The 22,722-nt window shown below is 70.2% G+C and carries 33 protein-coding genes; 8 read left to right on the top strand and 25 right to left on the bottom strand.

Annotated features, from left to right (window positions below; genetic code table 11):
- Window positions 1-247 precede the first annotated feature (247 nt).
- The gene (locus VFA06_RS03150; protein WP_324838836.1) at window positions 248-472 is read right to left on the bottom strand and encodes a hypothetical protein; all 225 of its coding nucleotides are present in this window, start codon (window positions 470-472) and stop codon (window positions 248-250) included.
- A 90-nt stretch (window positions 473-562) separates the two neighbouring features.
- Here VFA06_RS03150 and VFA06_RS03145 point away from each other — a divergent pair, with 90 nt between their 5' ends.
- Complete coding sequence (locus tag VFA06_RS03145) at window positions 563-1,141, top strand: NUDIX hydrolase (protein ID WP_324838835.1); 579 nt, start codon at window positions 563-565, stop codon at window positions 1,139-1,141.
- Here VFA06_RS03145 and VFA06_RS03140 read toward each other — a convergent pair.
- Entirely contained in the window at window positions 1,098-2,477 is a 1,380-nt protein-coding gene (locus VFA06_RS03140; RefSeq protein WP_324838834.1) for a hypothetical protein, read from the bottom strand. The genes VFA06_RS03145 and VFA06_RS03140 overlap by 44 nt on opposite strands.
- 172 nt (window positions 2,478-2,649) lie before the next feature.
- Between VFA06_RS03140 and VFA06_RS03135 the strand changes: the two genes are divergently transcribed.
- Window positions 2,650-3,039, top strand: a complete 390-nt coding sequence (locus VFA06_RS03135; RefSeq protein ID WP_324838833.1) for an STAS domain-containing protein — start codon at window positions 2,650-2,652, stop codon at window positions 3,037-3,039.
- A gap of 123 nt (window positions 3,040-3,162) precedes the next feature.
- Window positions 3,163-3,339: a hypothetical protein gene (locus VFA06_RS03130; protein WP_324838832.1), complete on the top strand. Its 177-nt coding sequence runs from the start codon at window positions 3,163-3,165 to the stop codon at window positions 3,337-3,339.
- Between the two features lie 44 nt (window positions 3,340-3,383).
- On the opposite strand, the gene VFA06_RS03125 is transcribed toward VFA06_RS03130, so the two are convergent.
- The gene (locus tag VFA06_RS03125; protein ID WP_324838831.1) at window positions 3,384-3,662 is read right to left on the bottom strand and encodes a hypothetical protein; all 279 of its coding nucleotides are present in this window, start codon (window positions 3,660-3,662) and stop codon (window positions 3,384-3,386) included.
- Between the two features lie 120 nt (window positions 3,663-3,782).
- Here VFA06_RS03125 and VFA06_RS03120 point away from each other — a divergent pair, with 120 nt between their 5' ends.
- From VFA06_RS03120 to VFA06_RS03110, 3 genes are all read left to right on the top strand, one after another.
- The gene (locus VFA06_RS03120; protein ID WP_324838830.1) at window positions 3,783-4,046 is read left to right on the top strand and encodes a hypothetical protein; all 264 of its coding nucleotides are present in this window, start codon (window positions 3,783-3,785) and stop codon (window positions 4,044-4,046) included.
- Window positions 4,043-4,294, top strand: a complete 252-nt coding sequence (locus tag VFA06_RS03115) for a hypothetical protein (protein ID WP_324838829.1) — start codon at window positions 4,043-4,045, stop codon at window positions 4,292-4,294. Before VFA06_RS03120 ends, VFA06_RS03115 begins: the two co-directional genes overlap by 4 nt.
- A 108-nt stretch (window positions 4,295-4,402) precedes the next feature.
- Window positions 4,403-4,999, top strand: coding sequence for a hypothetical protein (locus tag VFA06_RS03110; protein ID WP_324838828.1), 597 nt, complete (start codon window positions 4,403-4,405; stop codon window positions 4,997-4,999).
- 112 nt (window positions 5,000-5,111) lie between these two features.
- Here the strand turns inward: VFA06_RS03110 and VFA06_RS03105 are convergent, their stop codons facing one another.
- The 16 genes from VFA06_RS03105 to VFA06_RS03035 all read right to left on the bottom strand — a co-directional run bounded on the left by VFA06_RS03105 (window position 5,112) and on the right by VFA06_RS03035 (window position 16,288).
- On the bottom strand, window positions 5,112-5,969 hold the full coding sequence (locus VFA06_RS03105; protein ID WP_324838827.1) for a hypothetical protein: 858 nt from the start codon (window positions 5,967-5,969) through the stop codon (window positions 5,112-5,114).
- A 34-nt stretch (window positions 5,970-6,003) separates the two neighbouring features.
- Window positions 6,004-9,543 carry a hypothetical protein gene (locus VFA06_RS03100; protein ID WP_324838826.1) on the bottom strand — a complete coding sequence of 1,180 codons (3,540 nt, stop codon included), beginning with the start codon at window positions 9,541-9,543 and terminating at the stop codon, window positions 6,004-6,006.
- Window positions 9,536-10,030 carry a hypothetical protein gene (locus tag VFA06_RS03095; protein ID WP_324838825.1) on the bottom strand — a complete coding sequence of 165 codons (495 nt, stop codon included), beginning with the start codon at window positions 10,028-10,030 and terminating at the stop codon, window positions 9,536-9,538. The genes VFA06_RS03100 and VFA06_RS03095 overlap by 8 nt, the downstream gene beginning before the upstream one ends.
- A gap of 35 nt (window positions 10,031-10,065) precedes the next feature.
- Entirely contained in the window at window positions 10,066-10,260 is a 195-nt protein-coding gene (locus VFA06_RS26025) for a helix-turn-helix domain-containing protein (RefSeq protein ID WP_414639812.1), read from the bottom strand.
- Between the two features lie 221 nt (window positions 10,261-10,481).
- Window positions 10,482-11,021 carry a hypothetical protein gene (locus VFA06_RS03090; RefSeq protein WP_324838824.1) on the bottom strand — a complete coding sequence of 180 codons (540 nt, stop codon included), beginning with the start codon at window positions 11,019-11,021 and terminating at the stop codon, window positions 10,482-10,484.
- Window positions 11,021-11,356 carry a hypothetical protein gene (locus VFA06_RS03085; protein WP_324838823.1) on the bottom strand — a complete coding sequence of 112 codons (336 nt, stop codon included), beginning with the start codon at window positions 11,354-11,356 and terminating at the stop codon, window positions 11,021-11,023. The genes VFA06_RS03090 and VFA06_RS03085 overlap by 1 nt, the downstream gene beginning before the upstream one ends.
- Window positions 11,346-11,759 (bottom strand): hypothetical protein, encoded by a 414-nt coding sequence (locus tag VFA06_RS03080; RefSeq protein ID WP_324838822.1) that lies wholly within the window; start codon window positions 11,757-11,759, stop codon window positions 11,346-11,348. Before VFA06_RS03080 ends, VFA06_RS03085 begins: the two co-directional genes overlap by 11 nt.
- A gap of 79 nt (window positions 11,760-11,838) precedes the next feature.
- On the bottom strand, window positions 11,839-12,051 hold the full coding sequence (locus VFA06_RS03075) for a hypothetical protein (RefSeq protein ID WP_324838821.1): 213 nt from the start codon (window positions 12,049-12,051) through the stop codon (window positions 11,839-11,841).
- A 68-nt stretch (window positions 12,052-12,119) separates the two neighbouring features.
- Entirely contained in the window at window positions 12,120-12,398 is a 279-nt protein-coding gene (locus VFA06_RS03070) for a hypothetical protein (RefSeq protein WP_324838820.1), read from the bottom strand.
- Window positions 12,395-12,757 carry a hypothetical protein gene (locus tag VFA06_RS03065; RefSeq protein ID WP_324838819.1) on the bottom strand — a complete coding sequence of 121 codons (363 nt, stop codon included), beginning with the start codon at window positions 12,755-12,757 and terminating at the stop codon, window positions 12,395-12,397. The genes VFA06_RS03070 and VFA06_RS03065 overlap by 4 nt, the downstream gene beginning before the upstream one ends.
- The gene (locus VFA06_RS03060; protein ID WP_324838818.1) at window positions 12,754-13,110 is read right to left on the bottom strand and encodes a VRR-NUC domain-containing protein; all 357 of its coding nucleotides are present in this window, start codon (window positions 13,108-13,110) and stop codon (window positions 12,754-12,756) included. Before VFA06_RS03060 ends, VFA06_RS03065 begins: the two co-directional genes overlap by 4 nt.
- A 79-nt stretch (window positions 13,111-13,189) precedes the next feature.
- Window positions 13,190-13,639 carry a hypothetical protein gene (locus VFA06_RS03055; protein ID WP_324838817.1) on the bottom strand — a complete coding sequence of 150 codons (450 nt, stop codon included), beginning with the start codon at window positions 13,637-13,639 and terminating at the stop codon, window positions 13,190-13,192.
- Between the two features lie 243 nt (window positions 13,640-13,882).
- Window positions 13,883-15,325, bottom strand: a complete 1,443-nt coding sequence (locus tag VFA06_RS03050; protein ID WP_324838816.1) for a hypothetical protein — start codon at window positions 15,323-15,325, stop codon at window positions 13,883-13,885.
- The gene (locus VFA06_RS03045) at window positions 15,322-15,765 is read right to left on the bottom strand and encodes a hypothetical protein (protein ID WP_324838815.1); all 444 of its coding nucleotides are present in this window, start codon (window positions 15,763-15,765) and stop codon (window positions 15,322-15,324) included. The genes VFA06_RS03050 and VFA06_RS03045 overlap by 4 nt, the downstream gene beginning before the upstream one ends.
- Window positions 15,766-15,845: 80 nt before the next feature.
- Window positions 15,846-16,052, bottom strand: coding sequence for a hypothetical protein (locus tag VFA06_RS03040; protein ID WP_324838814.1), 207 nt, complete (start codon window positions 16,050-16,052; stop codon window positions 15,846-15,848).
- Window positions 16,052-16,288, bottom strand: a complete 237-nt coding sequence (locus VFA06_RS03035) for a helix-turn-helix domain-containing protein (protein ID WP_324838813.1) — start codon at window positions 16,286-16,288, stop codon at window positions 16,052-16,054. The genes VFA06_RS03040 and VFA06_RS03035 overlap by 1 nt, the downstream gene beginning before the upstream one ends.
- Before the next feature lie 487 nt (window positions 16,289-16,775).
- Here VFA06_RS03035 and VFA06_RS03030 point away from each other — a divergent pair, with 487 nt between their 5' ends.
- Together VFA06_RS03030 and VFA06_RS03025 are read left to right on the top strand one after the other, a co-directional pair.
- Complete coding sequence (locus VFA06_RS03030) at window positions 16,776-17,273, top strand: hypothetical protein (protein WP_324838812.1); 498 nt, start codon at window positions 16,776-16,778, stop codon at window positions 17,271-17,273.
- A 91-nt stretch (window positions 17,274-17,364) separates the two neighbouring features.
- Window positions 17,365-18,348 (top strand): site-specific integrase, encoded by a 984-nt coding sequence (locus VFA06_RS03025; protein WP_324838811.1) that lies wholly within the window; start codon window positions 17,365-17,367, stop codon window positions 18,346-18,348.
- Window positions 18,349-18,381: 33 nt separating this feature from the next.
- On the opposite strand, the gene VFA06_RS03020 is transcribed toward VFA06_RS03025, so the two are convergent.
- From VFA06_RS03020 to VFA06_RS02995, 6 genes are all read right to left on the bottom strand, one after another.
- The gene (locus VFA06_RS03020; RefSeq protein WP_324838810.1) at window positions 18,382-18,708 is read right to left on the bottom strand and encodes a hypothetical protein; all 327 of its coding nucleotides are present in this window, start codon (window positions 18,706-18,708) and stop codon (window positions 18,382-18,384) included.
- Between the two features lie 453 nt (window positions 18,709-19,161).
- A complete protein-coding gene (locus tag VFA06_RS03015) occupies window positions 19,162-19,803 on the bottom strand; it encodes a hypothetical protein (RefSeq protein WP_324838809.1) in 642 nt (213 codons plus the stop codon).
- A 128-nt stretch (window positions 19,804-19,931) separates the two neighbouring features.
- The gene (locus VFA06_RS03010) at window positions 19,932-20,255 is read right to left on the bottom strand and encodes a type II toxin-antitoxin system PemK/MazF family toxin (protein WP_324838808.1); all 324 of its coding nucleotides are present in this window, start codon (window positions 20,253-20,255) and stop codon (window positions 19,932-19,934) included.
- The gene (locus tag VFA06_RS03005) at window positions 20,252-20,554 is read right to left on the bottom strand and encodes a hypothetical protein (protein ID WP_324838807.1); all 303 of its coding nucleotides are present in this window, start codon (window positions 20,552-20,554) and stop codon (window positions 20,252-20,254) included. The genes VFA06_RS03010 and VFA06_RS03005 overlap by 4 nt, the downstream gene beginning before the upstream one ends.
- A 118-nt stretch (window positions 20,555-20,672) precedes the next feature.
- On the bottom strand, window positions 20,673-22,193 hold the full coding sequence (locus VFA06_RS03000; RefSeq protein ID WP_324838806.1) for a recombinase family protein: 1,521 nt from the start codon (window positions 22,191-22,193) through the stop codon (window positions 20,673-20,675).
- Window positions 22,194-22,208: 15 nt separating this feature from the next.
- A complete protein-coding gene (locus tag VFA06_RS02995) occupies window positions 22,209-22,487 on the bottom strand; it encodes a magnesium chelatase domain-containing protein (RefSeq protein ID WP_324838805.1) in 279 nt (92 codons plus the stop codon).
- Between the last annotated feature and the right edge of the window lie 235 nt (window positions 22,488-22,722).

Below are 22,722 nucleotides of genomic sequence, written 5' to 3'. Positions count from 1 at the left end.
TCAGTGGCGGCCAGCCCGCGTGCACAAGTGGGTTCACGACCTCGCGCATGACCGCTGGGTGTGCTGGACGTTCGTCAACTTCGGCCAGCCGGCGAGCCTCCCGGAGTGGTACGTGTACGACCCGGAGACGATCCGGCAGCGGCACGACCAGACACCTCCGGACGGCTGACGACCGGTGAGAATCCCGTGAGTGCACATATCGTGACCTGCGGCGCAACACCTGTCATTTGATGCCGTGGCAAGCGCCTCAGACGTCCCTAAACCGCGTCGCCGTCTTGTCGAGGCGAATCCATGCGACTCGGTGCTCTGGAAGGATCTCGAACGTCCCATCGCCGCGCTCGACCAGCAACCATGGGCCAGCTAGGGCGACTGCCTTGGCCTCGATCGCGTGTCCGGTGCCGTAGCCGTGTTCGTTCAACTCGAGCGGCTCGATGTCCAATCCTGTTGCGCCAAGCCAGCGAAGTTCAGTCATGCTGCCAGCGTCCCGCTGGGCCCGTGACGCCGCTCGGGCTGCCCGCATCCGGGTGACAGTGACGGGCTGGCGCTCAGGTACGGTCGTGGCGTGACCGACACTGAGGCGCCCCGCTGGCAGGTTCGCGAGCAGCCGATCACCCTTCCCGCCGCAGCCGTCAACCGGCACAGTCGGCTGACCGTCGCGCACGTGCTGCTGCCGGACGGCATGAAGTTCTCCCAGGTCGTGCTGCGCGTGGACCCGGCCGCGATGTGCGTGCTGGTCAACGAGCGGGGCGAGGTGCTGATGATGCGTCGGCACCGGTTCATCCCGGATCTGGACGTGTGGGAGGTGCCCGGTGGCTACCTCGACCGGCGCCCTGACGGCGAGTTCGAGGACCCGGCGGCGTGCGCCGAACGCGAGGCGGTCGAAGAGGCCGGGTGGCGCCCCGGCCGGGTCGAGCACCTGGTGACGTTCGAGCCGATGACCGGCACCGCGACCGCACCCAATCACGTGTATCTCGGCCTCGAGCCGCGCGCGGTCGACGGCGCTGCCATGGACGTGAACGAGGGCGCCGAGGTGCGGTGGATCCCGCTCGCCGACGTGCCCGCGATGGTCGCCGGGATGACGCTCGGCGCCGCGTCGGTTATCGGGTTGCTGGCAGCGCGCGAACGCCTCGGCGTGCGGTAGGCAGGGCGGGCAGCAGCTCGCGCACTGGCAGCGCGCCGCGGTGACGGCTGGCCCGGGCGGCGAGCGAGGCGAGTTCGCCGTTCACTCGCGCCGATTCCACGCCGTCCGCGGCGTCGAGGGCCTGGCGCCCGGTAGCGCAGCCCTCTTCGACCCGCCCGGAGTCGAGCAACGCCCCGGCCAGCAGCGCGAGGTTGAACGCGCGGCCGCGCGAGTATCCGCCGGCCATCTCGAGCGAGGCGCGCATCGAGATCGCTGCCTGCGTCGGGTCGCCGCAGTCCAGCAGCGCCCGGCCGGTCTTGGCCGCGAGGTAGGCGGCATCGAAGTACCCGAGCCAGGCCGGTTCGCCGCCCGGCGTCGAACGGTCGAGGGCCTGGTGCGCGTCGACCAGGGCGAGAGCGCAGGCCCGCGGATCCGCGGCCAGGGCGTGCCCGTGCGCCTCGCTGACTAGGGACTCGGACAGCAGCGCGGCAGATCCGGCGGAACGTGCAGCCTGGCCGGCAGCGCGCGCCATGTCCACCGCGCCGTTGCCGTCGCCGAGGTAGGCGGCCTGGCAGGACATTGCGGCCAGGATCTCGCCACCGAGCGCCTGGCCCCCGGCGGCGTGCGCGAGCCGCAGCGCTTGGATCAGGTACCGCTGCGCGATCGGGTGCTGCTCCAGATCAAAGGCCATCCACCCGGCCAGCAGCGTCATCTCCGCCGCGGCGGAGAACAGCTCCCGGCCGAGCGCGGCCGTATAGGCGCCCTCGCGCAGCAGCGGCGCTACCTCGTCCGCCAGGTACTGAACGACCGTGCTGCGGGCGTAGCCGCCGCCGAACAGGTTGTCCAGGCGCCGGAACGTCGCGGTCACCTCGCGGATCGCGGTCACGTTCGCCACGCCGACACGGCGCGACCCGGACCGGTCGAGCAGCTGCGCGGCCGGCGCGGTCATCCATCGCAGCGCCGGCACCAGGTACGCGACGGCGGTATAGGTCGAGCGGGCGAGCATGGAACGTCGGTGCACGTCAGTCCCGTACAGGTCAGTCGCCGCGGCTACCGCCGCGTTGAGGTCGAGTTCATAGGCGAGCCCGAGATCCGGCGGCACCGTGGCCGCGCGCATTCCCAGATCGGCGCGGGTCACCTCGCGGCCCAGGAGCCCGGTGAAGGCCTCGGCGAGCAGGTCCGGCGTCCGTCCGCGCGGCTGCTCGCCGCGCAGCCAGCGCGCCACGCTCGCGTGGTTGAACCGCGGCGCCGGCAGGCCGCGGCTCGCGGCGAGGGTGACGACCCGGTGGGCGAGGCCCGCGTGACTGACCCCGGCCTCGGCGATGTGCTCGGCGAGCGCGGCGTTCGCGGTCGGCATGGCGGCCTCCCCGGTGCTGGTCGTCCTAGGGCGCAGCATAAGCGCACGTAGTGGCCCCGTGACAGGCCGTGGCCGATCCGTGCCGAGCGGTTCGCGTTCACGCCCCGCTCTCACGCCCCGCGCGGGCGTTCACCCGCTGCCGAGCGCGCCGCGTGAGCGCTTGAGTGACGATGTGGACACGCTGAGACAGCCCGAGCGCGGGCCGGTGAGCAGGCTCGGGCTGGACGTCGAGACGTGGATCGACGGCGGCCGCGCGGTGGTGGAGGTGAGTGGCGAGGTCGACTGCTACTCGGTGCCGCTGCTGCGCGAGGAACTGGCGCAGCTCGCCGCGCCCCGGCCGCTGCGCATCGCGGTCGTGATGGAGCGCGTGAGCTTCCTGGACTCCGCCGGGATCGGCGTGCTGATCGGCGCCCTCAAGCGGGCCCGCGCGACGGGCGGGCGGGTCGCGCTGGTCGGATGCAGCCCGCACGTCGGCAGCATGGTGCGCACGATGGGCCTGGACAAGGTGTTCGGGTTGCACGCCGATCTCGAGGCGGCGCTGGCATGGCTGGATGCGCGGTAGCCGGCCCGGCCGCGGCGTGCCTGAGAGCGCCGCGGCCGGGCGGTTTCCGTGATCGCGCCACTGGCGGCAACGCGTGGTGCCATGGTGGACCAGGGTCGGGACTGACCGGGAGGAGTGCAGGGCGTGATCGACGTGGCCAGGGCGCGGCAGATTGAGGCACGACTGGTCGAGATCCGCGACGAGCTCGCGGCGCTGGCAGCCGAACTCGGCGAGGACGCGGACACGCCCGAGCTGCGCCGGAGAGCGCTGCGGCTGGTCGACGGCGGCCATGCTGCGTCGGCAGTGGAGGGCGTCGCTTAGCTCGGGTCAGCCGCCTGCGGCGCGGGACGCGGTCGATCTCGGCGTCAGCGCGAGAATCGGTGCCGGCAGTTCATGGCCGGGATGAAGCTCTTTTCGAGCAGGTCGAGCAGCGCGTACTCCGGGATCGCCCACCCGCCGCCGAGCTTGTAGCAGTCGATCTCCGAAGCCCGGCACCGGTCCTCGAACCAGCGCTTGGAGCGCACGCCGTCGACGTACTCGGAGGCACCCTGCGGCGTGAACAGGCGCGGCTTCGTTCGGTTGACCGAGCGCCCAGCCCGCGCGTTCAGCGTGCCTCCCGTGGGCTCGCCGCTATCCGCAACCATGGTCAGTCGATTCCCGACACGGTGGCATTCAGCGCGCTCGGCCGCCGAGTCCGCCGATCGAGCGATAGCGCGCCACCATCGCCACCCTCGACCCTCTCCGTAAGAACGAGAGGCCGTGCCATGGTCGAGAATGATCCGCAATCGAACACTGGTCAGCTCCTCTACGACGCCGAGCAGGCCTCCGCGCGCCTCGGGTTGGACAGCAAGGGCAAGCCGCTGGTCTCGGCGTACTGGCTCAAGCGCAAGGCGGCGGCCCGGCTGATCCCCTGCACGTCCATCGGCGCGTCAGCGCGGTGGTCAGAGCAACAGCTACTCGATCTGATCGAACAGCGCAGCAAGGGACCCGGCGCGCCTGTCTGCGACCGCTGCCGCAAACCGCGATGACCGGCGCACGTCAACCAGCCGAAGAGCGATGCGAGCGGTGCGACGGAATCGCCGCTCCACGACTGCACGACTACGAGACGACCTCCAAGATCCTCGGCGGCATCGTCAGCGCGCGGTGGCTGGAGGACCACAAGGACGAGCTGCATCACACGCGCTTCGGCCGGGCGGTCGGCTTCACCGACGAGGACATCACGCTCAACCTCGCCGAGCACGCCTTCGACTCGACCGGGCGCCGCAAGTCGCGTTGACGCCCATGGCGCCGAACACTGCATCACGATTCTGCGAATCCGCCGCGGCGCGTCCCAGCCCCGGCGTAGCGTCATCGGCGGCCGAGACGCCGACCCAGTGGGGGGTCCATGAACCGCAACATCCTCGCCGCCAGCGCTGCCGCTTTACTTGCGGCGGTCGCAGCGTGCAGCAGCACCGCCAGCCCGACGGCCACAGCATCGAGCCCGCCGAGCGCGAGCGCCAGTCCGAGCGGTACGAACAGCTCACCGAGCCCGAGCCCGTCACCGTCCGGCAGTGCAGCCCCTGCGCTCGGTACCGAGCAGACCTTCGCCGACGCCGGCGACGGCGTCACGATTAAGGTCACGGCCACGTCCTACCGGGTCGTTACGCTGAGCACAGAGAATCAGGAACTTGCCAAAGCCGGGACGAAGGTCGCGCTCGTCGGAGTCCGGATGTGCGTCACGGCCGACAAGTCCGGGAACGGCGTGGGCCTGACCTGGAGCCCATTGAGCGTACTGACCGCCGCAGGAGCGGCGTACACCCCGCCGTCCGCATACGGGACGCAGGACTGGCCCGGGCCGCTCTACCCGAACGACGCGAACCTCACTTACCACGCAGGCACATGCCGCTCCGGGCTGATCCCGTTCCTGTTCACCGGAGCCGACCAACCCGTCATGGTTGAGTACAACGCGCAGGGCGGCGTGTACGACTGGCGGCTTAGCTGACGCCGGAACGCCGCCGAATCCAGCAAATGAGCTTGCTGCGAGATCAAGTGAGCGGCTGGTCTATGGCTCTGACCAGCCGCTCAGTGGGGCCTATCACGGGCTTCTCACACGGCTAGGCGGCTTGCGCGCCGTCCTCGCCCCGGTTGCGCCGCTCGATCGCCGCGCGGCGCTCGCGGGCCTCGCGCATGACCGCCGTGAACCCGGGCTCGCCGTCGAGGACCGCGAGAATGGCGGCGTGCCGGGCCTGCTCGGCATCGCCCTCGCAACGGTCGGCGTGGCCGAGCAGTCGGATGACGAACGACAGCACCGTCTCGTTGGGCGTGTCCGGTCCGAGCGCGTCGATGCCCTGGGCGTGCTGCTCGCTCAGCGCCTCGACTTCGTGGTGCGCCTGGGCGAGGAGCCGGTCATTGCCCGCCACGCCGATCTCCTGCATCCGGCCGCGCACCGCCGCCAGCTGCCCACGCAGATCGGCCGCGACCTCTTCTAGGGCGTTGAGCGCGGTGCGCATCCCGGCCACCTCGATCACCTCGCCTGCGGCGCGGGCCTCGGTCAGCTGGGCCGCCAAGGCCTCGTGCTGGCCGCCGAGCTCCGCCAGGCGCGCCTCCAGTCCGGCGGCACGCTCGGTGAGCGTCGCCAGTTCGGTCTCCAGCGCGTCACGAGCCGCCTGCGCGGCGGGCAGCTGCTCGCGGAAGCTGCGCACATGGTTGACGACTCGGGCGCGGGTCTCGAACTCGACCGCCAGGGGCTCGGCCTCGTCGGCGATCCAGCCGAGCACGCGGGCGCGGCGCTCGGCCATGGCGAGGGCGTCGCGCGCCGCCTGGACGAGCGCGGCGCCGTCGCTGCGGGCGCCGGCCGCGTGCGAGCGGAGGAGCGCGGCCTGTTCGAGGGCGCGCTGCGCCTGCTCCGGGGAGTCGAGTTCCGCCTGCACTGAGGCGTTCGCCGCGCTACGGACTGCGGTTGCTGTGGACATGACTTTCCTGTCGTCTCGTGGCGCAAGGCGCCGGTCAGTTGCCGACGCCGACGAACCCGGTCAGCGAGTTGTAGCGGGCGTAGCCCTGCACCTCGACCCGCGAGGCTGCGGTGATCTCCTGGCTGTCGAGCGTGACGTACACGTTGACGATCGGCGGCTCGAAGCCACCGCCGTAACCGAAGCCGCCACCGCCTGCGGCAGCCGGAGCCGCCATCGCGGGGGTGAGCATGTCCATCGGCGTGATGTAGCCGTCCGCGCCGGGCACGAACACCTCGGGGCGCCCGTTCAGGCCGATCATGTACGGTTCGCCCGCGGCGACCGGGCCACCCGCATCCCGGCTGGGCAGCAGCGCCTTGCCGCCGGGCAGGCCCGTGGGTGTCGCGTACACCTGGACGTAGGCCACCTCGTGGTCGAAGTACTCGACCATCGACTGCACTGCGTCGGTCGCCGGGGCGGTGTTCGCGCTGATGTCGATCGGGATGTTCTGCGGCAGGTGGTAGAGCTGGTCCGCCAGCTCCTTGACCTTGTCCTTGTTGAAGCCCGCCTTGTCCGCGGCCTCGATGAACGCCTGCTTCTCCTCGCCCAGGATCCGGTTGGCGTCCGAGAACGCCTGCGAGGCGTGCCCGGTGTTCACGTCGTTCTGGTAGACCGCCTCGGCGGCCTTGTCCGCGGCCTGCGAGAGCTGGTCGAAGGTGAGGATGTTCTGGGCGCCCTTGGCGTTGTTGATGTCCAGGCTGGTGCCGTTGGACGCCGCCGCCTTCGACACCCCGTCCAGGCCGATGGTGACCTGCGCCTCTGCGGCCAGCATGCCCTGCATGGAGCCGTTCAACGCGGTCACCACGCTGCCGTACCCGCTGGCCTGCGCGCTGGCCTGGGCGTAGGCGTCCACGGCGTTGTAGAGCGCCAGGTTCAGCGCGCCCTGGTTGCCGCCCAGCTGCAGCGCGGCCACCGCCGAGAGGGCGGTGCTGCTGGCCTGCGCCTTGAGCTTGACGTCCGTGGCGTCGATCGCGTCGCCCAGCAGCATGGCCTCCTGCGCCGCGCTCACAGTGTGCGCACCCAGCGAGCCCAGGACCGTGGCGTACGCCGAGGCCTGCGCGGACGCCTGCGAGAAGGACTGCACCGAGCCCATCAGCGTCTCGCTCAGCTTCGACTGGCTGGCTCCCAGGTCGAGCACCCCGACCGCCGAGAGGGCGGCCTGCTGGGCCTGGGTCTGCATCTTGCTCGTGACCCCGTCCAGGGCGCCTTGCAGGATCATCGCGTACTGCGCCGCGCTCACGGTGTGCGGGTCCAGCGCGCTCAGGATCGTCGCATACGCCGAGGCCTGCGTGTTGGCCTGGGAGAAGGCCTCCACGCCGCTCATCATGGCCTCGTTCAGGCCGGTCTGGTTGTCGCCCAGGTTCAGCGCGCCGACGGCGGAGAGCGCGGTCTGCTGCGCCTGGTCCTGCATCTTCTGGGTGACCCCGTCCAGGGCGCCTTGAAGCAGCATCCCGTACTGGGCGGCGGAGACCATGCCCGAGTTCGGGCCGCCGAGCGCGAGCAGTGCGCTCTCGTACGCGCTGGCCTGGTTGGCGGCCACGCTGTACTGGGAGATGGCCTCGACCAGGGTGTGGTTGAGGTCGGATTGCGCGTCGCTGAACCCGAGCGTGGCCACGGTGCCCATCGCGCCGGACTGGGCCTGCGCGAGCATCTTGGTGTGCCCGTCGTCCAGGGCCGCGTTGAAGATCTGCTCGGTCTGCTCGGCCTGCATGGTGGCGGCGGTGAAGTCCCGGTCCTGCTGCACCGCCTGCTGCACGGCGGCGGCCACCTGGTCCAGCTGGGTCTTCTGGATCTGCAGCTGCTCCAGCTGCTTCTGCTGCGCGGTCATCTGCGCGTTCGTGGCGCTCACGCCCATGGTGGAGGCGTCCGCGGCCTGCGCCATGGACTGCGCCTTGGCGTCGTAGGCCTTGGTGACCTGCGTCTGCGCGGCGCTCTCCCCGGCCGCGTACTCGATCAGCGTGGCCTGCGAGACGCCCAGCTGCTGCGCGAGGCCGGTCAGCTGGCTCTTGGACAGCGCGTTCTGGATGGTGACGACCGTGTTGTCGCCGACCGCGTTCGAGTCTTGCTGCACCGCCGAGGTGAAGTCCGAGGCGGCGGCGGCGGCGTTGTCGAACGCCCCGGCGATCATCGTGCCGAACTGGCCGAGCGCCATCGGCAGGAACGCGATCGCGGAGATGCCGTAGATGCCCTGCATCAGCGGGCCGTTCATGATCCCGGCCAGTCCGCCCATGGACTTGCCGGCGCCCTCCGCCGCCGTGCCGGCCTGCCCAAGGCTGGCGGCCGCGCCGCCGCCCAGGGCGGTGACCTCACGCTGCGCAGCCGCCGCGGCGGACAGGGCCGCGGCCTGCTTCTGCGCGGAGACCTCCACACCGTTGGCCACCTGATGGTAGGTGTCCACCAGGGTCAGGTTCGCGGCCGCGAGCTGCTTCTGCGCCTCGCCGAGCGCGAGCGCCTTCAGCTGGGCCTCGGCGTCCGCGGCGACCTGGTTGAGCGTGGCGTAGGTGCCCTCGTTGAGCTGGACGAACAGCTCCTCGGCGTCCACGCCGGTCACCTGGGCCGCCACCCCGAGCGAGCGCAGCGCCTCCTGCTCGTTCATCAACGCGTCGCTGCCCTCGATCACCGCGAGGTTGACCGCGGTCAGCGCGTCGATCTGGGCCTGCGCCATGCTCGCGACGGTCGCCTGCGCGCTGGCCACGTCCTCGAGGGCGACCTGCAGCCCGTCGAGGTCGGCCTGCCCGGAGGAGGCCATGACCAGGTAGCTCTGCATCAGCGTCGCGTTCGAGGAGGCGAGGGCCGCCTGCGCTTCCTCCAGGCCCTTGGTGCTCAGCGCGAGCTGCGCCTCGGAGGTGCCGTAGCGCTCGGCCGCGGCCTGCGCGTCGGCGAAGCTGACGCTGACGGCCTTGAGTTGCTCGATCGACAGGCCGCTGCTGGTGCCCACGGTGCGCAGCGCCGCGGCGGCGGCGTTGAACTGCGCGCCGCTGATCTCGGCCGCCTGCCCGCTGGCGGACATGGACGCCTCAAGCTGCGCCACCGCGTCGGCGGCGCTGATCGCCCCGGAGTCGACCTGCGTGAAGACGTCGCCGACCGGGCTGGGCACGGACGCGCCCATGGCCGTGGCCTCAGCCACGGCCCCACGCCATGCCGCCAACTCCTCCTCGGCCGCGGAGGTGAACGCCGCGCCCGCCTGCGCGCCGGTCTCGGCCATGGACTGAACGACCGGGCCGTTCATCTCCCGGATCGCGGCCTCGATCTCGGGAGTGATCTCAGTGGAGAACTCCTCGCCGAGCCCCGCCGCCCCCTCGGTGATCCCGGCGGCCAGCTCCCCGCCGATCGCCTCGCCCGCGGCGCCCACCCCTTCGTTGCCGATCTGGCCGCCGGAGAAGGTGAAGCCGGCGCCGATACCTTCGGTCAGCGCCGTCTCGATCGCGACGCCCGCCTCCCGGGCGGCCTGGATGTCCCGGTCCAGCATCGCCAGGAACTCGGCGTCCTCGCCTAGGAGCGTCGCAACGACCGGGGGCAGTTCCTCGCCGTCAGCCATTGGCGGTGGTCACCCCCTCGGCGAGGTTCGCCGCAGTCACGCCCCAGCGGGACATCAGGTCCTGCGCGGACTCCTCGGAGACCTTGTTGAGCAGGGATGTCATGGCCGTGACCGCCACCCACAGGACCGGTCCCGGATCACGGCCCGCGAGCAGCCGGGCGCCGTCGTCGTCGATCCCCTCGCGGCGTGCGGTCAGCAGTTCCACGTACGCGCGGGCGGCCTCGCCGATCTCGCGCGAGTCGCGCGGCTTCAGGCTCGCGGCGGGCTGCGCCTTGCGTGCGGCCGCCAGTCCGTAGGGGCCGAGCAGGACCGCTACGCGGCAACGCAGGGCGCGTGCAAGATCCTTGTAGTGCGGTCCGAGGTCCCCGCCGACCTTGTCCCCGAACTCGTCGTAGTCGGCGGCCTGCCTGAGCAGCGATTCGATCAGGGCGCGGATGCGTGCGCCCGCATCCGGCGCGTCGGTGGCGGTGGTGGTGGCGTCGGGCATCGTGGCCCCTCTCGGCCTGCGTTCGGCCGTGCTCGTCAGCGGGCGCGGCTCGCGGACCACTCCATAAGCGATGAGGGCTCTATGCGCCACGCTTTACGGCCATCGCGCTCCGCCTGCAGACGCTTCGAGCTTGCTAGCCGCCGTATATACGCACTAGATACGCCACACATCGCCCCGGCTTCTGCAGTCCCGGGCCAGGTCTCCAACGAGGATGCGCCAGCGTCGCGCACCTCGGGGGCGGGTGCGCAACCGGAAGCGCGTAACCGCCGCTCAGCCTGTTGCGCCAGTTGCGCAACACGGATGACCTGCGCGACAAGCGCACGGTCCGCTTCGCTCGGGCCGCCGTCCACACGCTCGACGATCGGGAGGCCGGCAGCGACGATCCGTGCCAGGGCAACCGCCTCGGCACCGGTCAGGATGACCGCTCCAGCCTCCACCTGCTGCACCTCGCTCAGGCCCTCCCGCCGGTCAGCGGCGCGAGGACGGCGATCGTCTCGGCGAGTTGCGCGATCACCTCGGCCGGGTCCGCGTCGCCGAGCAGCACCCGTACGTCAACCGTGCGGCCGGCTACGGCAGCGGCCAACAGGGCGGCGGCAGGCGAGTGCGACGCGCGGTCGCTCGACTGCTCCGGTTCGGCGTCCGGCTGCAAATCCTCGACCTTGAGCGCGGCCCGGCAGGACTGACAGCGCCCGGTCCAGCGGACGAACGCCCGCCCGGCGGCGTCCGGATCGGCAGCGATCGACGCGACGACCAGGGCGAGAAAGGCGTCGCGGTCCTCTCTCCAGCGGCGCATCGCCTCGCGCCGGACCTCCGGGTCAAGGTCCGGGTCGTACCCGGGTTTCGGCGGGCCGTACTTCGCGCCGGATGGGAACGGTGCGAGACCGCGGCCACGGTCCGTCACGTGCCAGTGCGTCAGCTTGCACCGGGCGGCATCCCACACCGAGTAGAAGCCGTCCGGCGGCCGTGTACGTGGCGTGCTGGTCGTGGGCATCAGCAGTCCTTTCGGGGAGCGGTAGCGGATCGGGCGCGCGGTCGTGGGCGGTCGACCGCGTCGAGGGTCGGCAGGAACGGGCGGCCGCGAGGACAGGCCCGCGTGCCTCGCTGCGGCGGGATCGGGCCGCGCGGACGGCCGTAGCTCTGCGGCAGGGACCAGTCCATGACGAACCAGTACCGCCGCCACGCCGTCGTCACGGACAGCCCGAGCTGCGCCGCAGCCGACCGCATCGAGTGGCCGGCGAGGATCAGCCGGACGACGGCGTGACCCTCCTCGACCTTGACCGCCAGGTCGCGCCGGAGTCTCGGGTACGGCCCGCCTCTACGGGGCATCTCGTTTCACCTTCTGCGTGGCCGCAGTCCCGCGCGGTCCGAACCGCCGGTCGAACCGTAGCCGCGGCTCCGGCGCGTGCAGGTCCGGGTGATCGGAGATCGCGGCGGCCGACCAGACATCCGAGCGCACCAGCTGCTCGACGGCGATACCGAGCACGTCAGAGGCAGCGAGGACGCGAGCGACCGCCCAATCCGTCCGCTCGCGCTTGAGCCGCTCCATCGCCGCGGCCAACGCCCGGTACGCCGAGGCTTCGAGCAGCCGGCGCTGTGCGGCCCGGCGAACCTGCCGGGCCGAACCGCCATGGACCCGGCACACCTTGCCGCCGCTGATCGCGTAGTTGCCGCACGGCAGGCCATTCCTGCGCCGTGCGGCACACTTGCGCGCCCACCTGACCCGGGCCATCAGCGGTCACCTGTGACCGGTGCATGGGGACGGTTAGATAGGTCGGACGCAGCGTGCCGGATCCGTGGGGTCATCGTCGCTACGCCTGCCCCGGCTGGCGCGCTCCGGCGTCCCGCGGGGCGTCCTCGAACCGCTCGGCGACCCGGCTGACGCCCGCGTCGTCCACGCGGCTGTGCATCGGCGTGTGCGCGCCCTCGGCGTACGGCGCGCCCGCTCCGGTGCTGTGCGCCTCGACCGCCGCCCCGGCCGGGGCGGGCAGCGTGCCCATGCTCTCGGGCTCGTCCTGCTGCATCGTGCTCTCCTTCGTGTACGGCCACCGCGCGCCGGTTGCGTAGCGGCTGGCCGGGTCTGTGTGCGGCGTCAGGTGGCCTCGCGGTCGCGGTTGCGGTGCGCCTGTTCCAGATCGGCGAGGTCCGCAGCGACCCGCAGCGCCTTGCCTCGCAGCCACTCTTCCGCCTCGGCGTCGGGCATCGTGGCGAGCAGTCCTGCGGCGAGGTGGCCGAGCGCTACGACGGTCCAGGTCAGCGGCGCGTCGCCCGCAGCGTCGGCCACGGTCGCGGGCACGCCGTGGCGGCAGGCCGTCACGACCGCGATTGCGGCCCGGCAGCCCTTGGCCGCGTTGACCTGGTCCGTGCTCATTCCTCGGCCCTCGCCTGCGGGTCCGCGTACTGCGCGCTCCAGGCCGTCGAGCAGGTCGGGCACAGATAGAACGCGGTCACCCGCGCACCTCGCGCGCTCGCCTCAGCTTTGTGCGGAACGGCGAGCCGCAGGCGGGCGCCGACGCTGCAGCGCGGGCACGGGTCGCCCAGCGCCATGAGCGCCGCTGTGTTGCGCACGGCCTCGATCACCTGCTCGTCGCTCAACCCGTGCGCGGCGCGCGAGAAGGCATCGACGGCCTTGAGCAGCGCGACGTACTCCGGCGTGGCGCGCAGCGCCGTGTGGTCGAAGCTGTGCACGCTGCCGTCCTGCCGGGGACGCCAGGGCCGGGGCCTGCTCACCGCATCCACCTCGCCTCAGCCTCGGACAGCGGTGTGACCCCGAACTCCCCCGGCTCGATCCGACGGCCGCGCAGGACGCTGGCAATCTCGGGAAGATCACCAGGCCGCCAGACACCCGTCTCGATCCCCACGGCGGCTAGAGCACCTAGCCAGAGCTCTTGCGCGGCGGTGGGCTGCTCGCCTTCCCGCTTGAGCTCAATCGCCAGCAGGCGGCGCTGGCGCACCGAGAGCAGCACCAGGTCGGGCCAGCCTGGTTCGCTGCCGCGTGAGAACCGGGTGTGATACGTCATCCACCTGCCGCCGGTCATCTTGGCGAGCTTGCGGATCGCCGCGAGCAGCGACTCCTCGCTCATCGCCGGAGCGCGGCCGACTCCCGCCCGACGCGGTTCGGCCCCGGGCAGTGTCGGCTGTACGGCTCGGGTCACTGGGCGGTCAGTCCTGCCCCGCCGCGGGGTGCGCCATCGCGAGCCGGTGGTACAGCAATTCGATCTCACACAAGATGTTGAGCAGCGCCTGGCGGTCGACGGTCGCCTCGTCCGACCCGCCGGCCGCCTGGTGGGAGTCCCACAGCATCGGCACGTCGATGGCGCGCAGATACGTGCTCACCGCCGCGTCTGCCGCGTCGTTGGCGTACACACGCTCGGCCACCTCCCGCTGCACGCGGGTGATGTACGTGGCCATCAGCTCCGGCACCGCGGCGGCGCGATCCTGCGCGGTCAGCCGCGCCCAGGCGTGCCGACCGAGCTCGGCCATGGTCACGCGCCGGTCGGGGGCGAGCAGGAGTCGCGCGGACGCGAGCACCTGGGCGCGCAGCGCGCCGGCCTCGGCAGGGTCATCGCCGTGGGGTTCGGCGAACAGGATCGGGTAGTCGCCAGTGGTCATCGGGTCCTCCGTTGGGTCGGATGGATACCGGCCGGGGCGAATTCGGCTCGCCCCGGCCGGTGTGGCGGCCGGCGGAAGGTGGCCATGGTGGCCAAGTGGCCGTGGCCAATGGCCACCACCCCCGCACTCCAACGCGTGAAAGCGGGAATGTCCGTTTTCTTATAGTTAGTTAGTGTCCTGAGGGCGCCAGAAACAGCACTCAGAGGGGGATGGTGGCCAATGGCCACCATGGCCACCCGGCAATTAGCGGCCACCATGGCCACCTTCGACGAGGTCAGTTCGGACGCAGATTCGGTCGTTCTCCTCAGTGACCCAACCGCGGGAAACGGCGAACGTGATCGCCTTCTCGGTCATGCCTCGGTCGCGACTCGTGATGGACTTGCGCAACGCCCCATAGGTGACCCCGCCGGGCGTCGCCGACGCGATATGCAGCACCCGGCGCGCGACGCGCTCCACCGCCAAGTCCGCCGCTGTCTTGGCGTCGTGCGTGCGGACGGCGAGCTGGACGGCCGCCTGTTCCTGGAGTTCACGCGCCACGTCCGCTTCCCGCTTAGCGCGAGCGACAAGGGCGTCACGCACGGCACAGGACGCTGTCCACGCCATCTCGGCGAGATCCCAATCGTCCTCGGTCACCTTGTCGCGGCCGTCGAGCAGCGCGAACATCGCCGCGAGCTTCACCTTCATCAGGCCCGCGTGCCCGTCGAGTTCGGAGATCTCAATCTCACCGCGGTTGCGCGCCACCCGGTCGCGCCACAGCCTCCGCTTGACGCTGTCCGGGAAGTCGATGTCTACGGGGCCAGACGGGCGCCAACAGCCGAGGTGGTCCTCGATCGCGCCGGGCCACGGTGTCGGCTCATCAGGGATTGAGGGGTCCTCGGCCCATGACCAGAAGAACCGCTGCGGGGTGCCCGTGCTGGCGTCTGCCAGCAGCGGAACGGCGGTGCTCGGCTGGAACCCGGCGAGCATGCCCATGGCGTAAGAACCCGGGGCGACGTAGCGGCGGCGCTCCTCAGAAGCGTTGGTCTGGCCCAGTGCCTCGCCCACGGCCGCGCGCCGGATTGTCTCGGCCAGCGTCGAGCCTGAGCGCTGCCCCAGCTGCGCGAGGGTCTGCCCCTCGTCCACATAGCAGTACAGGTTGTGCCTCACCTGCTCGCGGACCTTCACCGTGATCGGTTTGTCCTTGTGCGGCCCCCGCTCGTAAACCTTGTCCGTGTCCTTCTCGACCACACCCATGAACGCCTCGGCGATGCCCTCGCCGGAACCGATCGGCAGTCCGTCGTAGAAGTCGTCATGGCTGTGTGGGGACGGCATGAGTTCGCGGGAGAGCGCCGATCCGGTCGACTTGCCGGTGCCGGACGCGCCCACCGTTGCAGCGAACACGTTGAGTGATGCCCGGCCGCCGATGCCTGTCGCCGCCCTGATGTGGTGCGAGATCATGCCGGACATGCGGGCCAGCGTGGTGTAGAACACCACGTCTCCGGAGCAGGCGCGGGAGTGTGCGGCTCGGCGGATATGCCCGAAGCTCTTTCGTGCGTCCCAGAACTCCTCGGGCAGCAGTCCCGGACGCGTGTGCGACACCGCGGAGTCGGCCAGCGGCTCGTCCCAATCCGGCGGCTCCTCGGCGCCGTTGACGACCGGGGTTGTCACGTCCCGGTCGAATGCCTGCATGACACGGTCCATGCTCACGCTGCGCGCCTTTCCGCCGCAGCGAGCCGCGGGGTGCCGATGCCGAAGTACTGTTCGCGGCTCAGTCGGCCCAGGTAATCGCCCTCGCGCGGCTTGACCCACTCGGCCTCAGCCTCGGCGCGCTCTGCGTACGCCGGGTGACCGGCGCGCTGCCGGACGAGACGGGACACCAGGGCGAACCACTCGGCCATGTCGCTGTGTGCGGCGGCGTATCCGGCCTCGTATCCCTCGGCGTATCCGAAGTCGAACTGCTCCTCTTCGTTGAGCAGCCGGGCGCGCAACTGGCCGCGCGCCACCTGGTCGGCGGGCGGCATGTCCTCGACGCCGCCGCGCACGAGGGCGTGCACGCGTTGCAACAGCTCGTCCAGGCTGAGCGTGTCGAGGCCGGCGGGCAGTGCGTCTGCGCTGTCCGGTGACCTGCTGCTCGGCGGGGTGCTCACTGGTACATTGCTCCTAGAAGACGTTGGCGCGGCTTCGCTTGGTCGGGCGGTCCCTGGGCGTGGGATCGCCCGATTCGCGTCTAGGCGGCCTGACGGCGGGGGTGCGAAGCAGGCGCGGGTACCTCGACGGGCGGCGGGCGCAGGAGTACGGCGAGGCGGTCGCGCTGGGCTTCACTCAGCGCGGGCGCGGCATCCACACGGGCGCGAACGCGCTTCCAGTAGCGGATCTGTGCCTGATCGCCCGCGGCCTCGGCGTCGGCAAGTCGCTTGTCGGCGTACGAGATCATCAGGCCAGCTCCCGGGCGCCCAGCTGCTCAAGCACCTTGTGGTACGCCACGGCGTACCGGCCGCGCGGTCGGCGCTCGCCGCGTTCCCACCGCAGTACTGCTGTTGGGCTGGCATCACAGGACGCGGCGACTTCGCTCTGCGACAGGCCGCTGCGGATGCGCCGCTCGCGCGCCTCGCCGGTACGAATCCACTCGGTGACCTCGAGAACGCGGTCAGCCGTAGACAGGCGTCTCATGCATTCGATGATAGGGTGCCGTCAGCGATTTGTCAGCATGACAAAGCTGCCCTGACCTGTCAACTTCTTTGACCTGCATTTGACAGGGCAAGCCCGATCAGACTTGCGTCAAGGGTTGATCAATGTTGCCATGTCACTGACAGGCTCCTATCGTCACCGTGTGGCCGAAGAGATCAATCCTCACGGGCGTGCAGCCGACGATCCTCGGCGGCCGAGGCGCTGGCCAGGCGACCCGAACGTCGTAGTTACAGGGGCAATTCCGTCCGCAGAGACGAGTTGGGTTCGCACTGGCCCCACTAGTGCTGCGCCGACGAGGTTCGAGGCGTGGATCGAGATCGCCGAGCCCGCCGTCAACGTGCGCCTCTGGGGAGCGGTTGAGTCGGGTGGCCGCCCGCGTGCGTGGCGGCTTGAGGTGACCACACGAGACCTGCACGGCTCCGTGAGTTCGACGCTCCTGCGCCAACTTCCCGTCGACACTCTGCTGAGGATGGCCCTTGACAAGGTCATAGCGCCGACCACCGATCGTCCCGAATTCGGCGAGGATGCATTCCAGATCCCCGGCGACCCTCCGTATCAGGCATGGTTCAGCCCACCAGCCGAGGCGGGCGTTCGCGGGAAAAGGGTTTCGAACGACCGTGTTGCGGAGGCGGCGCAGGTCTATGCCGAAGCGCTGGCCGCAGGTAGCAACGCTCCGGGCGAAGCCGTCGCGAAAGCGCTCGGCTACTCGCGCGCGACAGCAGCTCGACGTATCCGGGCTGCGAGGGAGAGGGGACTGCTGCCGCCGCTCGGACAGGAGCGGGAGTCGGCTGCGGCGCCCCGGCTGCGGGGCTTGACCGGCCGCACGATCCTCGTCGACCTCAGCGAATTCGAAGCCGCAGCGGCGGAGGGGCGCAAGCGGCTTGAGGCGGAGCAAGAGGCCGAGCGAGAGGCCACGCAACGACGGCTCCAGGCCGAGCGGGCACGCGAGCAAGACAGATCGGAGTGACGCTGCCACGGCATCGCCACGGCACTCCGCTAGGCTATTCTGGTTCGCGATAAGTGAGGTTATCGCGAACCAGAATCGCTAGACTGAAACTATGACGCTGCAGCCGGTCCACTCCCCCGCCGACGTCGACCTGACCGTCTCGCCGTCCACCCGCGAGCGCATCGACGACGGCTGGGCGGCCAACACCAGTCGAGCCTATGAGCGGAACCTGCGGGCGTTCACGGCCTGGTGCTCGGCGCAGAGCCGGACGGCGCTGCCGGCGACCGCGCAGACGCTCGCCGAGTACGTCGAGCACCTGTGCGCCGAGGGCAAAGCACCGAGCACAGTCGAGCAGGCGGTCGCGACCATTCGCGCCGCACACCGGCTCGCCGGCTACGCGAACCAGCCGGATACGTCCGCCGCGCGGCTGGTGCTGCGCTCGCACCGCCGCGAGCGAGCCGGGCAGGGCGCCCGCAAGCGCAAGGCCCCGCCGCTCGTGCTCGACGCGCTGCGCGCCATGGTCGACGCCACCGACCCGGGCACCGCGGCCGGTGCGCGGGATCGACTGCTGCTCGTGCTCGGCTTCGCCCTCATGGGCCGGCGCAGCGAGCTGGCCGCCCTCGACCTGACAGACGTGACCGAGACGGAGAACGGCCTGTTAGTGCAGATCCGCATGAGCAAGACGGACCAGGATGCGCACGGCGAAGAGGTCGCTATCCCGCGCGGCAACCATGACGACACCGACCCGGTGGGCCTGCTGCGTGCCTGGAGGGCGCGCCTCGCCGAGGACGGGATCGAGTCGGGGCGGCTGCTGCGCAGCGTGGACCGTCACGGCCGCATCGGTGGCGGCATCAGCCCGGACGGAATCAACCGTGTCGTGCGTGCGGCCGCGGTGCGGGCGAAGCTTCCGGGGGCCGAGAAGTACACGGCGCACTCGCTGCGGGCCGGCGGGGCTACTGCGAGCTACAAGGCCGGGGCACCGGTCTCCGTCATCGCGCGGCACGGCCGGTGGGCAGAGAACTCGCCCGTCGTACTCGGCTACATCCGCGCCGTGGACAAGTGGACGGACAACCCGATGCGCGGCGTCGGGCTGTAGGTGTCCGCAGGCGGTGGCGACCTAATCACACATCTAAGGGCAGCGCCATGTCCCGGCAACCGTCTCGACCGTTGGCCCGAATGGTGCGTTCGCGACGTGAAGCTGGATCGAGCCCGACCGGCTGCCGGGATCGAACGTGATCGACGATGAAGCGTCCGAGGCAAGATAGGAAGCATCGGCGAGCGAGCTTCCTGTCGCATTGAGCGAAGCCATCGCCCCCTGGTTCGCTCGGCCCGTAAAGGGCACGGTACCGCTCGGCTTGATCTCGCTATCGAGAGTCACGACCAGACTGGCGTTGTGCGTGCCAACACGTCCGTAGATCGCAATCTCATAGGTATTTCCCCAGTCCATACCGCTCATGTCCTTCACATCGAAGGAGGCGCAAGCCGTGTGCGTGACCGTACCGTCTGGAGCCTGCGATGGTTCGACGCGGGAGAACTGGAGCGGGTCAATACCGTTGCTTAGCGTCCCGGCCAAAAGTCCAGCAAAAACCAGTGCCTCGGCAGGGGCTGCGGATGCCGCGGGCGCCGGCGCTGGTGCGGAGCTGCATGCTGCGGCCGACGCGGTGAGCACAGCGACCAGGAGTGCTGCAGCAAGTGGCCTCATCGATTCCCCTCGATTTCCGACGCCAACAAGGCAGATGCGACGCTATTCCGGATGTCCCGACACGTCCTGTACTTCGTCGAACCGTGACAAGAGACCGGACTGTGTTGATCGACGGCGTACTCAGCCCTGGCCCACGGGAACCGCGTAAACCTCGCCTGATGCGTAGTTCGACCAGTGGACGGACAACCCGATGCGCGGCGTAGCTCTCTATGTCACTTCGGGAGCCGGCCAGGATTTCGAGTCCGAAGGCGTCTTAGGGCGCGGCTGACCGCGCGAGCGCATCACCTCGCCCAGCTCGATGATCGCCGCGTCGAACTCCTCCTCGGCCTTCACTCGTGACGCGTGGCCCGGCCGGTGGATCGCCGCCTGCGCCAGGCCGCCGACCGCGTTGCCGACTCGGTTCGCGACCTCGCGCACCTCCACGTCTGGTAGCGAGGCGATATGTGCGACCGAAGCGCCGAGCCTCTGCAGCGGCTCAATGAGCAGCAGCATGTTCGAGTCGAACTCAGCGCTCCGCGACGCAGCGACGACGCCGAACGCGTCCGCTAGCCCGGCGAAGCGCTTGCCATCCATATAACCGCCGAGGGCGTGGGCGAGCGCTTGCATGGCTTGCGGCGCGCGAGCACGCCATCCGCTCCACTGGTTCTGGAGGACTCCGAGGTTGAAGCGGACTTCCTGGGCGTCGCGCATGAGCGCCTCAAGGGCTTGAACATCGCGGTTGCGGGCTGCGTCGGCTGCAGCGGCACGCACATCTCGGCGCTTGAACACCTGATTGACGGTCCAGGCAATGGCACTGGTGACGGCTGTGGTGCCGGCGCCGATGAGGACTGCTTCAATCTCGGGTGTCATACCGTCGCGGCCTCAGGGGCGCCATCAACGCCTACTCGCTCCGCGTTGGAGAGCATTAGGCGGTTTCCTTCCACTCGATAGCAAGAGGCCGCCTGCTGCTCGGCAGGCGGCCCCTCTGCGTTTGTCGGCTAAATCGCGAGCGCGTGCATAAGCCCAGCGGCGACGCGCTGCATCGTCGTGCGCGTCAACGCGCCAGCCTCACGCTTGAGCTCGTCGCGGTACATCAGCACAATGTCATCGCACCGAATTCGGCCGACCAGCGGGTCGCCGGGCCCGGTCTCGACGACGCTTGCCACCTCCGGAATCTTCTCCTCGGGTGTCGTGGTCATGCGCACCACTAGGAAATCGCCGAACACCTGGTTGCGGCGGTTGTTGGACACGACGAGGAACGGTTTGTCTCCGTCGCCTACGTCGGCGTAGAACACCTGGCCGCGCATGGGGTAGGCGTTCACTCGCCCTCGGCTCCGCGTACGCGGCGGCGTGCGCGCATCGCGCGGTGGAATGCCCAGTCTTCCTCGGTGCGCGCCGCCGCCAGGGCGGCGTATCCGTGTTCGTCGACGCGCTCCTTGACCGCACGCAGACCCAAATGCAGGAGGGCTTGCAGTGTGGCGGCCTCGGAGCGGGTGGCGTCGGGGCCGACGAGTTCGGCGAGGGCGTCGTGGACGGGTGTACCGTCGATGCGCGCCTCGCTGAGCGCCGCTTGCTCGGCGGCGTTGAGGGGAACGCTCTTGCGGATCGTCTCGGTACTCATGCTTCAAAGTATGCAGCAAAAATTGCTGCGTTACTATCTGCTAAACGGTAGGTATGCCGAGATTACGGCAGGTAGCTACCTGCTCGCACTGCGCTGAGACCGTATCGCGCCAGAGGGCTCATTCGGGGGACCTCCAGCCGATCTCGATCGTGTCCTCGTCGAAGTACGTCTCGCCAGTGCCCATCCGGAAGCCGGGCGGTCGGCCTCGGCGAGCGCGGTGGACGGTCACAGTCATGAGCGCGTCGATGATCGCCCGTTTCTTGTCGAGGTGGTAGCCGTCCCACTGCTCGGCGATGTCCGGCGTCCCGAGCGGCAGCGACGCGAGGACCGACACCGTGGCGCGCTGCGCCGTGCGTGCCTCGACTGCCTCGATGCGGGCGCGGGTGTCTGCGGTCATCTTGAGCATCTGCGCCCGGGTGATCGCGTCTGCGGCATAGTCCGCGGCGATCGTCTCCAGCTTGGCGCGCAGCGCGTTCGCCTGCGCCGCCAAGTCCTCGGCCGGTTCGAGCTGCGGGCGTGGCGGTAGCAGCAACTCGGCGGCATCCGCCCGCGACAGCCGCTCGATCGCGTGGTCGGTCACGTACTGGTCGAGGTTCACCGCACGCCGAACGACGTGCGCGGAGTTCGCCCGGCAGCGGTACGCGGCGACGTGGCCCTTGCCCGGCTCGCCGCCGCGCTGCGCCGCCTTGGCCCGCGCGCCGGTGCCTGTCGTCGTGCCCTTGAGCGTGGAGCCGCACCAGCAGCGATAGATGCCCGAGCCAAGCCATACACGGGCCGTGCCGGTCTGGGTTCGCCGACCCGGATCGGTCAGCAGGTCTCGGCACGCAGTCCACCGGTCCTCGTCCACGATGGCCGGCCACTCGGCCTTGCCCACGATCTCGCCGCGCGATTCGACCAGTCCGGCGTTGCGGGCGCGCAGCAGCATCCGGCGTAGCTCGGGCTGTCGCCACGCACGGGATTCCGGTTCGCCCTTGCTGCCGTCGCTCTGGCGGTAGCGGCGCTCCACGGTGCGCACCCCGGCGTCATTGAGGGCGCGGCAGAACCCGTTCAGTGATTCGCCGGACAGGATCGCGTCGGTGGCCGCGACGATCCACCGCGCCTCATCCTCGCGCACCGTGACGCCGTCCGCCTCGAACCCAAACGGGCGCGGGCCGCCCCGGTAGCGGCCCTCTGCGGCGGCCTGGGCCTTGGCGCGGGTGATGCGCTCGATCGAGTGCGCGACCTCGTGTTTGCTGACCGAGGCGAGGATCTCGGCGGTCATGACACCGCTGGCCGAGTTCAGGTCGACGACTCCGGCGCGCACGGTGCGGATGAGCACCGCGCGCGCTTGCACGACCTTCGTCAGCTCCTCGAGGTCGGGCAGTTGGCGATAGAGGCGGTCCGGATGCCAGGCGATCACGGCGTCGGCGCGGCCCTCGCGCAGATCGTTGAGCAGATCGCGGTAACCGGGGCGCGGCTTGCCAGAGTACGCACTAACGTCGTTGTCGCGGTGGACGGCGACGACGTGCCAGCCGAGTTGTTCCGCGAGGGCGCGGCAGTCGGCGTCCTGCCGGTCGACTCCGGCGGCTAGCCCGGTGGGATCGGAGCTGATGCGCTCGTAGATCGCGGCACGGCGGCCCGTCTCGGTGGGTTCGGTCACGTCTTGAGGTTAGCGTTAAAAACGCTCTGCGCAAATGCTTGACAGATCGAAACCGGAACCCTGCTTGCGGATCCAGGCCGGAGAGAGGCTGACGGTCAGGATCGCCTGAGGCCAGTCGATGCCGGAGTTCAGCGCGGCAGCGCGGACACGGTCGCGAGCCTCGTTGAGCACCGAGTCAGGCAGGCCGATGAGGGTGAACTTGGGCAGGCCGGACGCCGCGTGAGCCTCGACCTCGACCGGGGTGCCGCGCAGGCCGAGAAGGCCGACCGACCAAGCGCGGCCGAAGCCGGTCACGGTGTCGCTCCAGGGTGGCGGTAGGCGAGAAAGAAGACCTGGACGGGTGTGCACACAGGAGGTGGGGCGAAGGGGCCGTCGGGCGGCAGCCAGCAGTGAGGAGACATGGGAGGCATAGGGAGCTCCGGAAAGATGTGAGTGGCAGGAGGAGATGATCGAGGAGGAGAGAGTCGACACGAAGGGGTGCCGAAGACTCGGATCGAGCGCAGCCTCGGGCGACTGCTGCGCTGGCGAG

It is taken from the genome of Actinocrinis sp. (assembly GCF_035653575.1).
Classification (GTDB): domain Bacteria; phylum Actinomycetota; class Actinomycetes; order Streptomycetales; family Catenulisporaceae; genus Actinocrinis.
Note: the sequence above shows the minus strand (reverse complement) of the source record. Positions and strands in the feature narration are given on the sequence as shown.

Coding starts and splice junctions, on each gene's coding strand:
- VFA06_RS03150 (WP_324838836.1), bottom strand. CDS start 472: ATGACTGAACTTCGCTGGCTTGGCGCAACAGGATTGGACATCGAGCCG.
- VFA06_RS03140 (WP_324838834.1), bottom strand. CDS start 2,477: ATGCCGACCGCGAACGCCGCGCTCGCCGAGCACATCGCCGAGGCCGGG.
- VFA06_RS03125 (WP_324838831.1), bottom strand. CDS start 3,662: ATGGTTGCGGATAGCGGCGAGCCCACGGGAGGCACGCTGAACGCGCGG.
- VFA06_RS03120 (WP_324838830.1), top strand. CDS start 3,783: ATGGTCGAGAATGATCCGCAATCGAACACTGGTCAGCTCCTCTACGAC.
- VFA06_RS03115 (WP_324838829.1), top strand. CDS start 4,043: ATGACCGGCGCACGTCAACCAGCCGAAGAGCGATGCGAGCGGTGCGAC.
- VFA06_RS03110 (WP_324838828.1), top strand. CDS start 4,403: ATGAACCGCAACATCCTCGCCGCCAGCGCTGCCGCTTTACTTGCGGCG.
- VFA06_RS03105 (WP_324838827.1), bottom strand. CDS start 5,969: ATGTCCACAGCAACCGCAGTCCGTAGCGCGGCGAACGCCTCAGTGCAG.
- VFA06_RS03100 (WP_324838826.1), bottom strand. CDS start 9,543: ATGGCTGACGGCGAGGAACTGCCCCCGGTCGTTGCGACGCTCCTAGGC.
- VFA06_RS03095 (WP_324838825.1), bottom strand. CDS start 10,030: ATGCCCGACGCCACCACCACCGCCACCGACGCGCCGGATGCGGGCGCA.
- VFA06_RS03090 (WP_324838824.1), bottom strand. CDS start 11,021: ATGCCCACGACCAGCACGCCACGTACACGGCCGCCGGACGGCTTCTAC.
- VFA06_RS03085 (WP_324838823.1), bottom strand. CDS start 11,356: ATGCCCCGTAGAGGCGGGCCGTACCCGAGACTCCGGCGCGACCTGGCG.
- VFA06_RS03080 (WP_324838822.1), bottom strand. CDS start 11,759: ATGGCCCGGGTCAGGTGGGCGCGCAAGTGTGCCGCACGGCGCAGGAAT.
- VFA06_RS03075 (WP_324838821.1), bottom strand. CDS start 12,051: ATGCAGCAGGACGAGCCCGAGAGCATGGGCACGCTGCCCGCCCCGGCC.
- VFA06_RS03070 (WP_324838820.1), bottom strand. CDS start 12,398: ATGAGCACGGACCAGGTCAACGCGGCCAAGGGCTGCCGGGCCGCAATC.
- VFA06_RS03060 (WP_324838818.1), bottom strand. CDS start 13,110: ATGAGCGAGGAGTCGCTGCTCGCGGCGATCCGCAAGCTCGCCAAGATG.
- VFA06_RS03055 (WP_324838817.1), bottom strand. CDS start 13,639: ATGACCACTGGCGACTACCCGATCCTGTTCGCCGAACCCCACGGCGAT.
- VFA06_RS03040 (WP_324838814.1), bottom strand. CDS start 16,052: ATGATCTCGTACGCCGACAAGCGACTTGCCGACGCCGAGGCCGCGGGC.
- VFA06_RS03035 (WP_324838813.1), bottom strand. CDS start 16,288: ATGAGACGCCTGTCTACGGCTGACCGCGTTCTCGAGGTCACCGAGTGG.
- VFA06_RS03030 (WP_324838812.1), top strand. CDS start 16,776: ATGGCCCTTGACAAGGTCATAGCGCCGACCACCGATCGTCCCGAATTC.
- VFA06_RS03025 (WP_324838811.1), top strand. CDS start 17,365: ATGACGCTGCAGCCGGTCCACTCCCCCGCCGACGTCGACCTGACCGTC.
- VFA06_RS03020 (WP_324838810.1), bottom strand. CDS start 18,708: ATGAGCGGTATGGACTGGGGAAATACCTATGAGATTGCGATCTACGGA.
- VFA06_RS03015 (WP_324838809.1), bottom strand. CDS start 19,803: ATGACACCCGAGATTGAAGCAGTCCTCATCGGCGCCGGCACCACAGCC.
- VFA06_RS03005 (WP_324838807.1), bottom strand. CDS start 20,554: ATGAGTACCGAGACGATCCGCAAGAGCGTTCCCCTCAACGCCGCCGAG.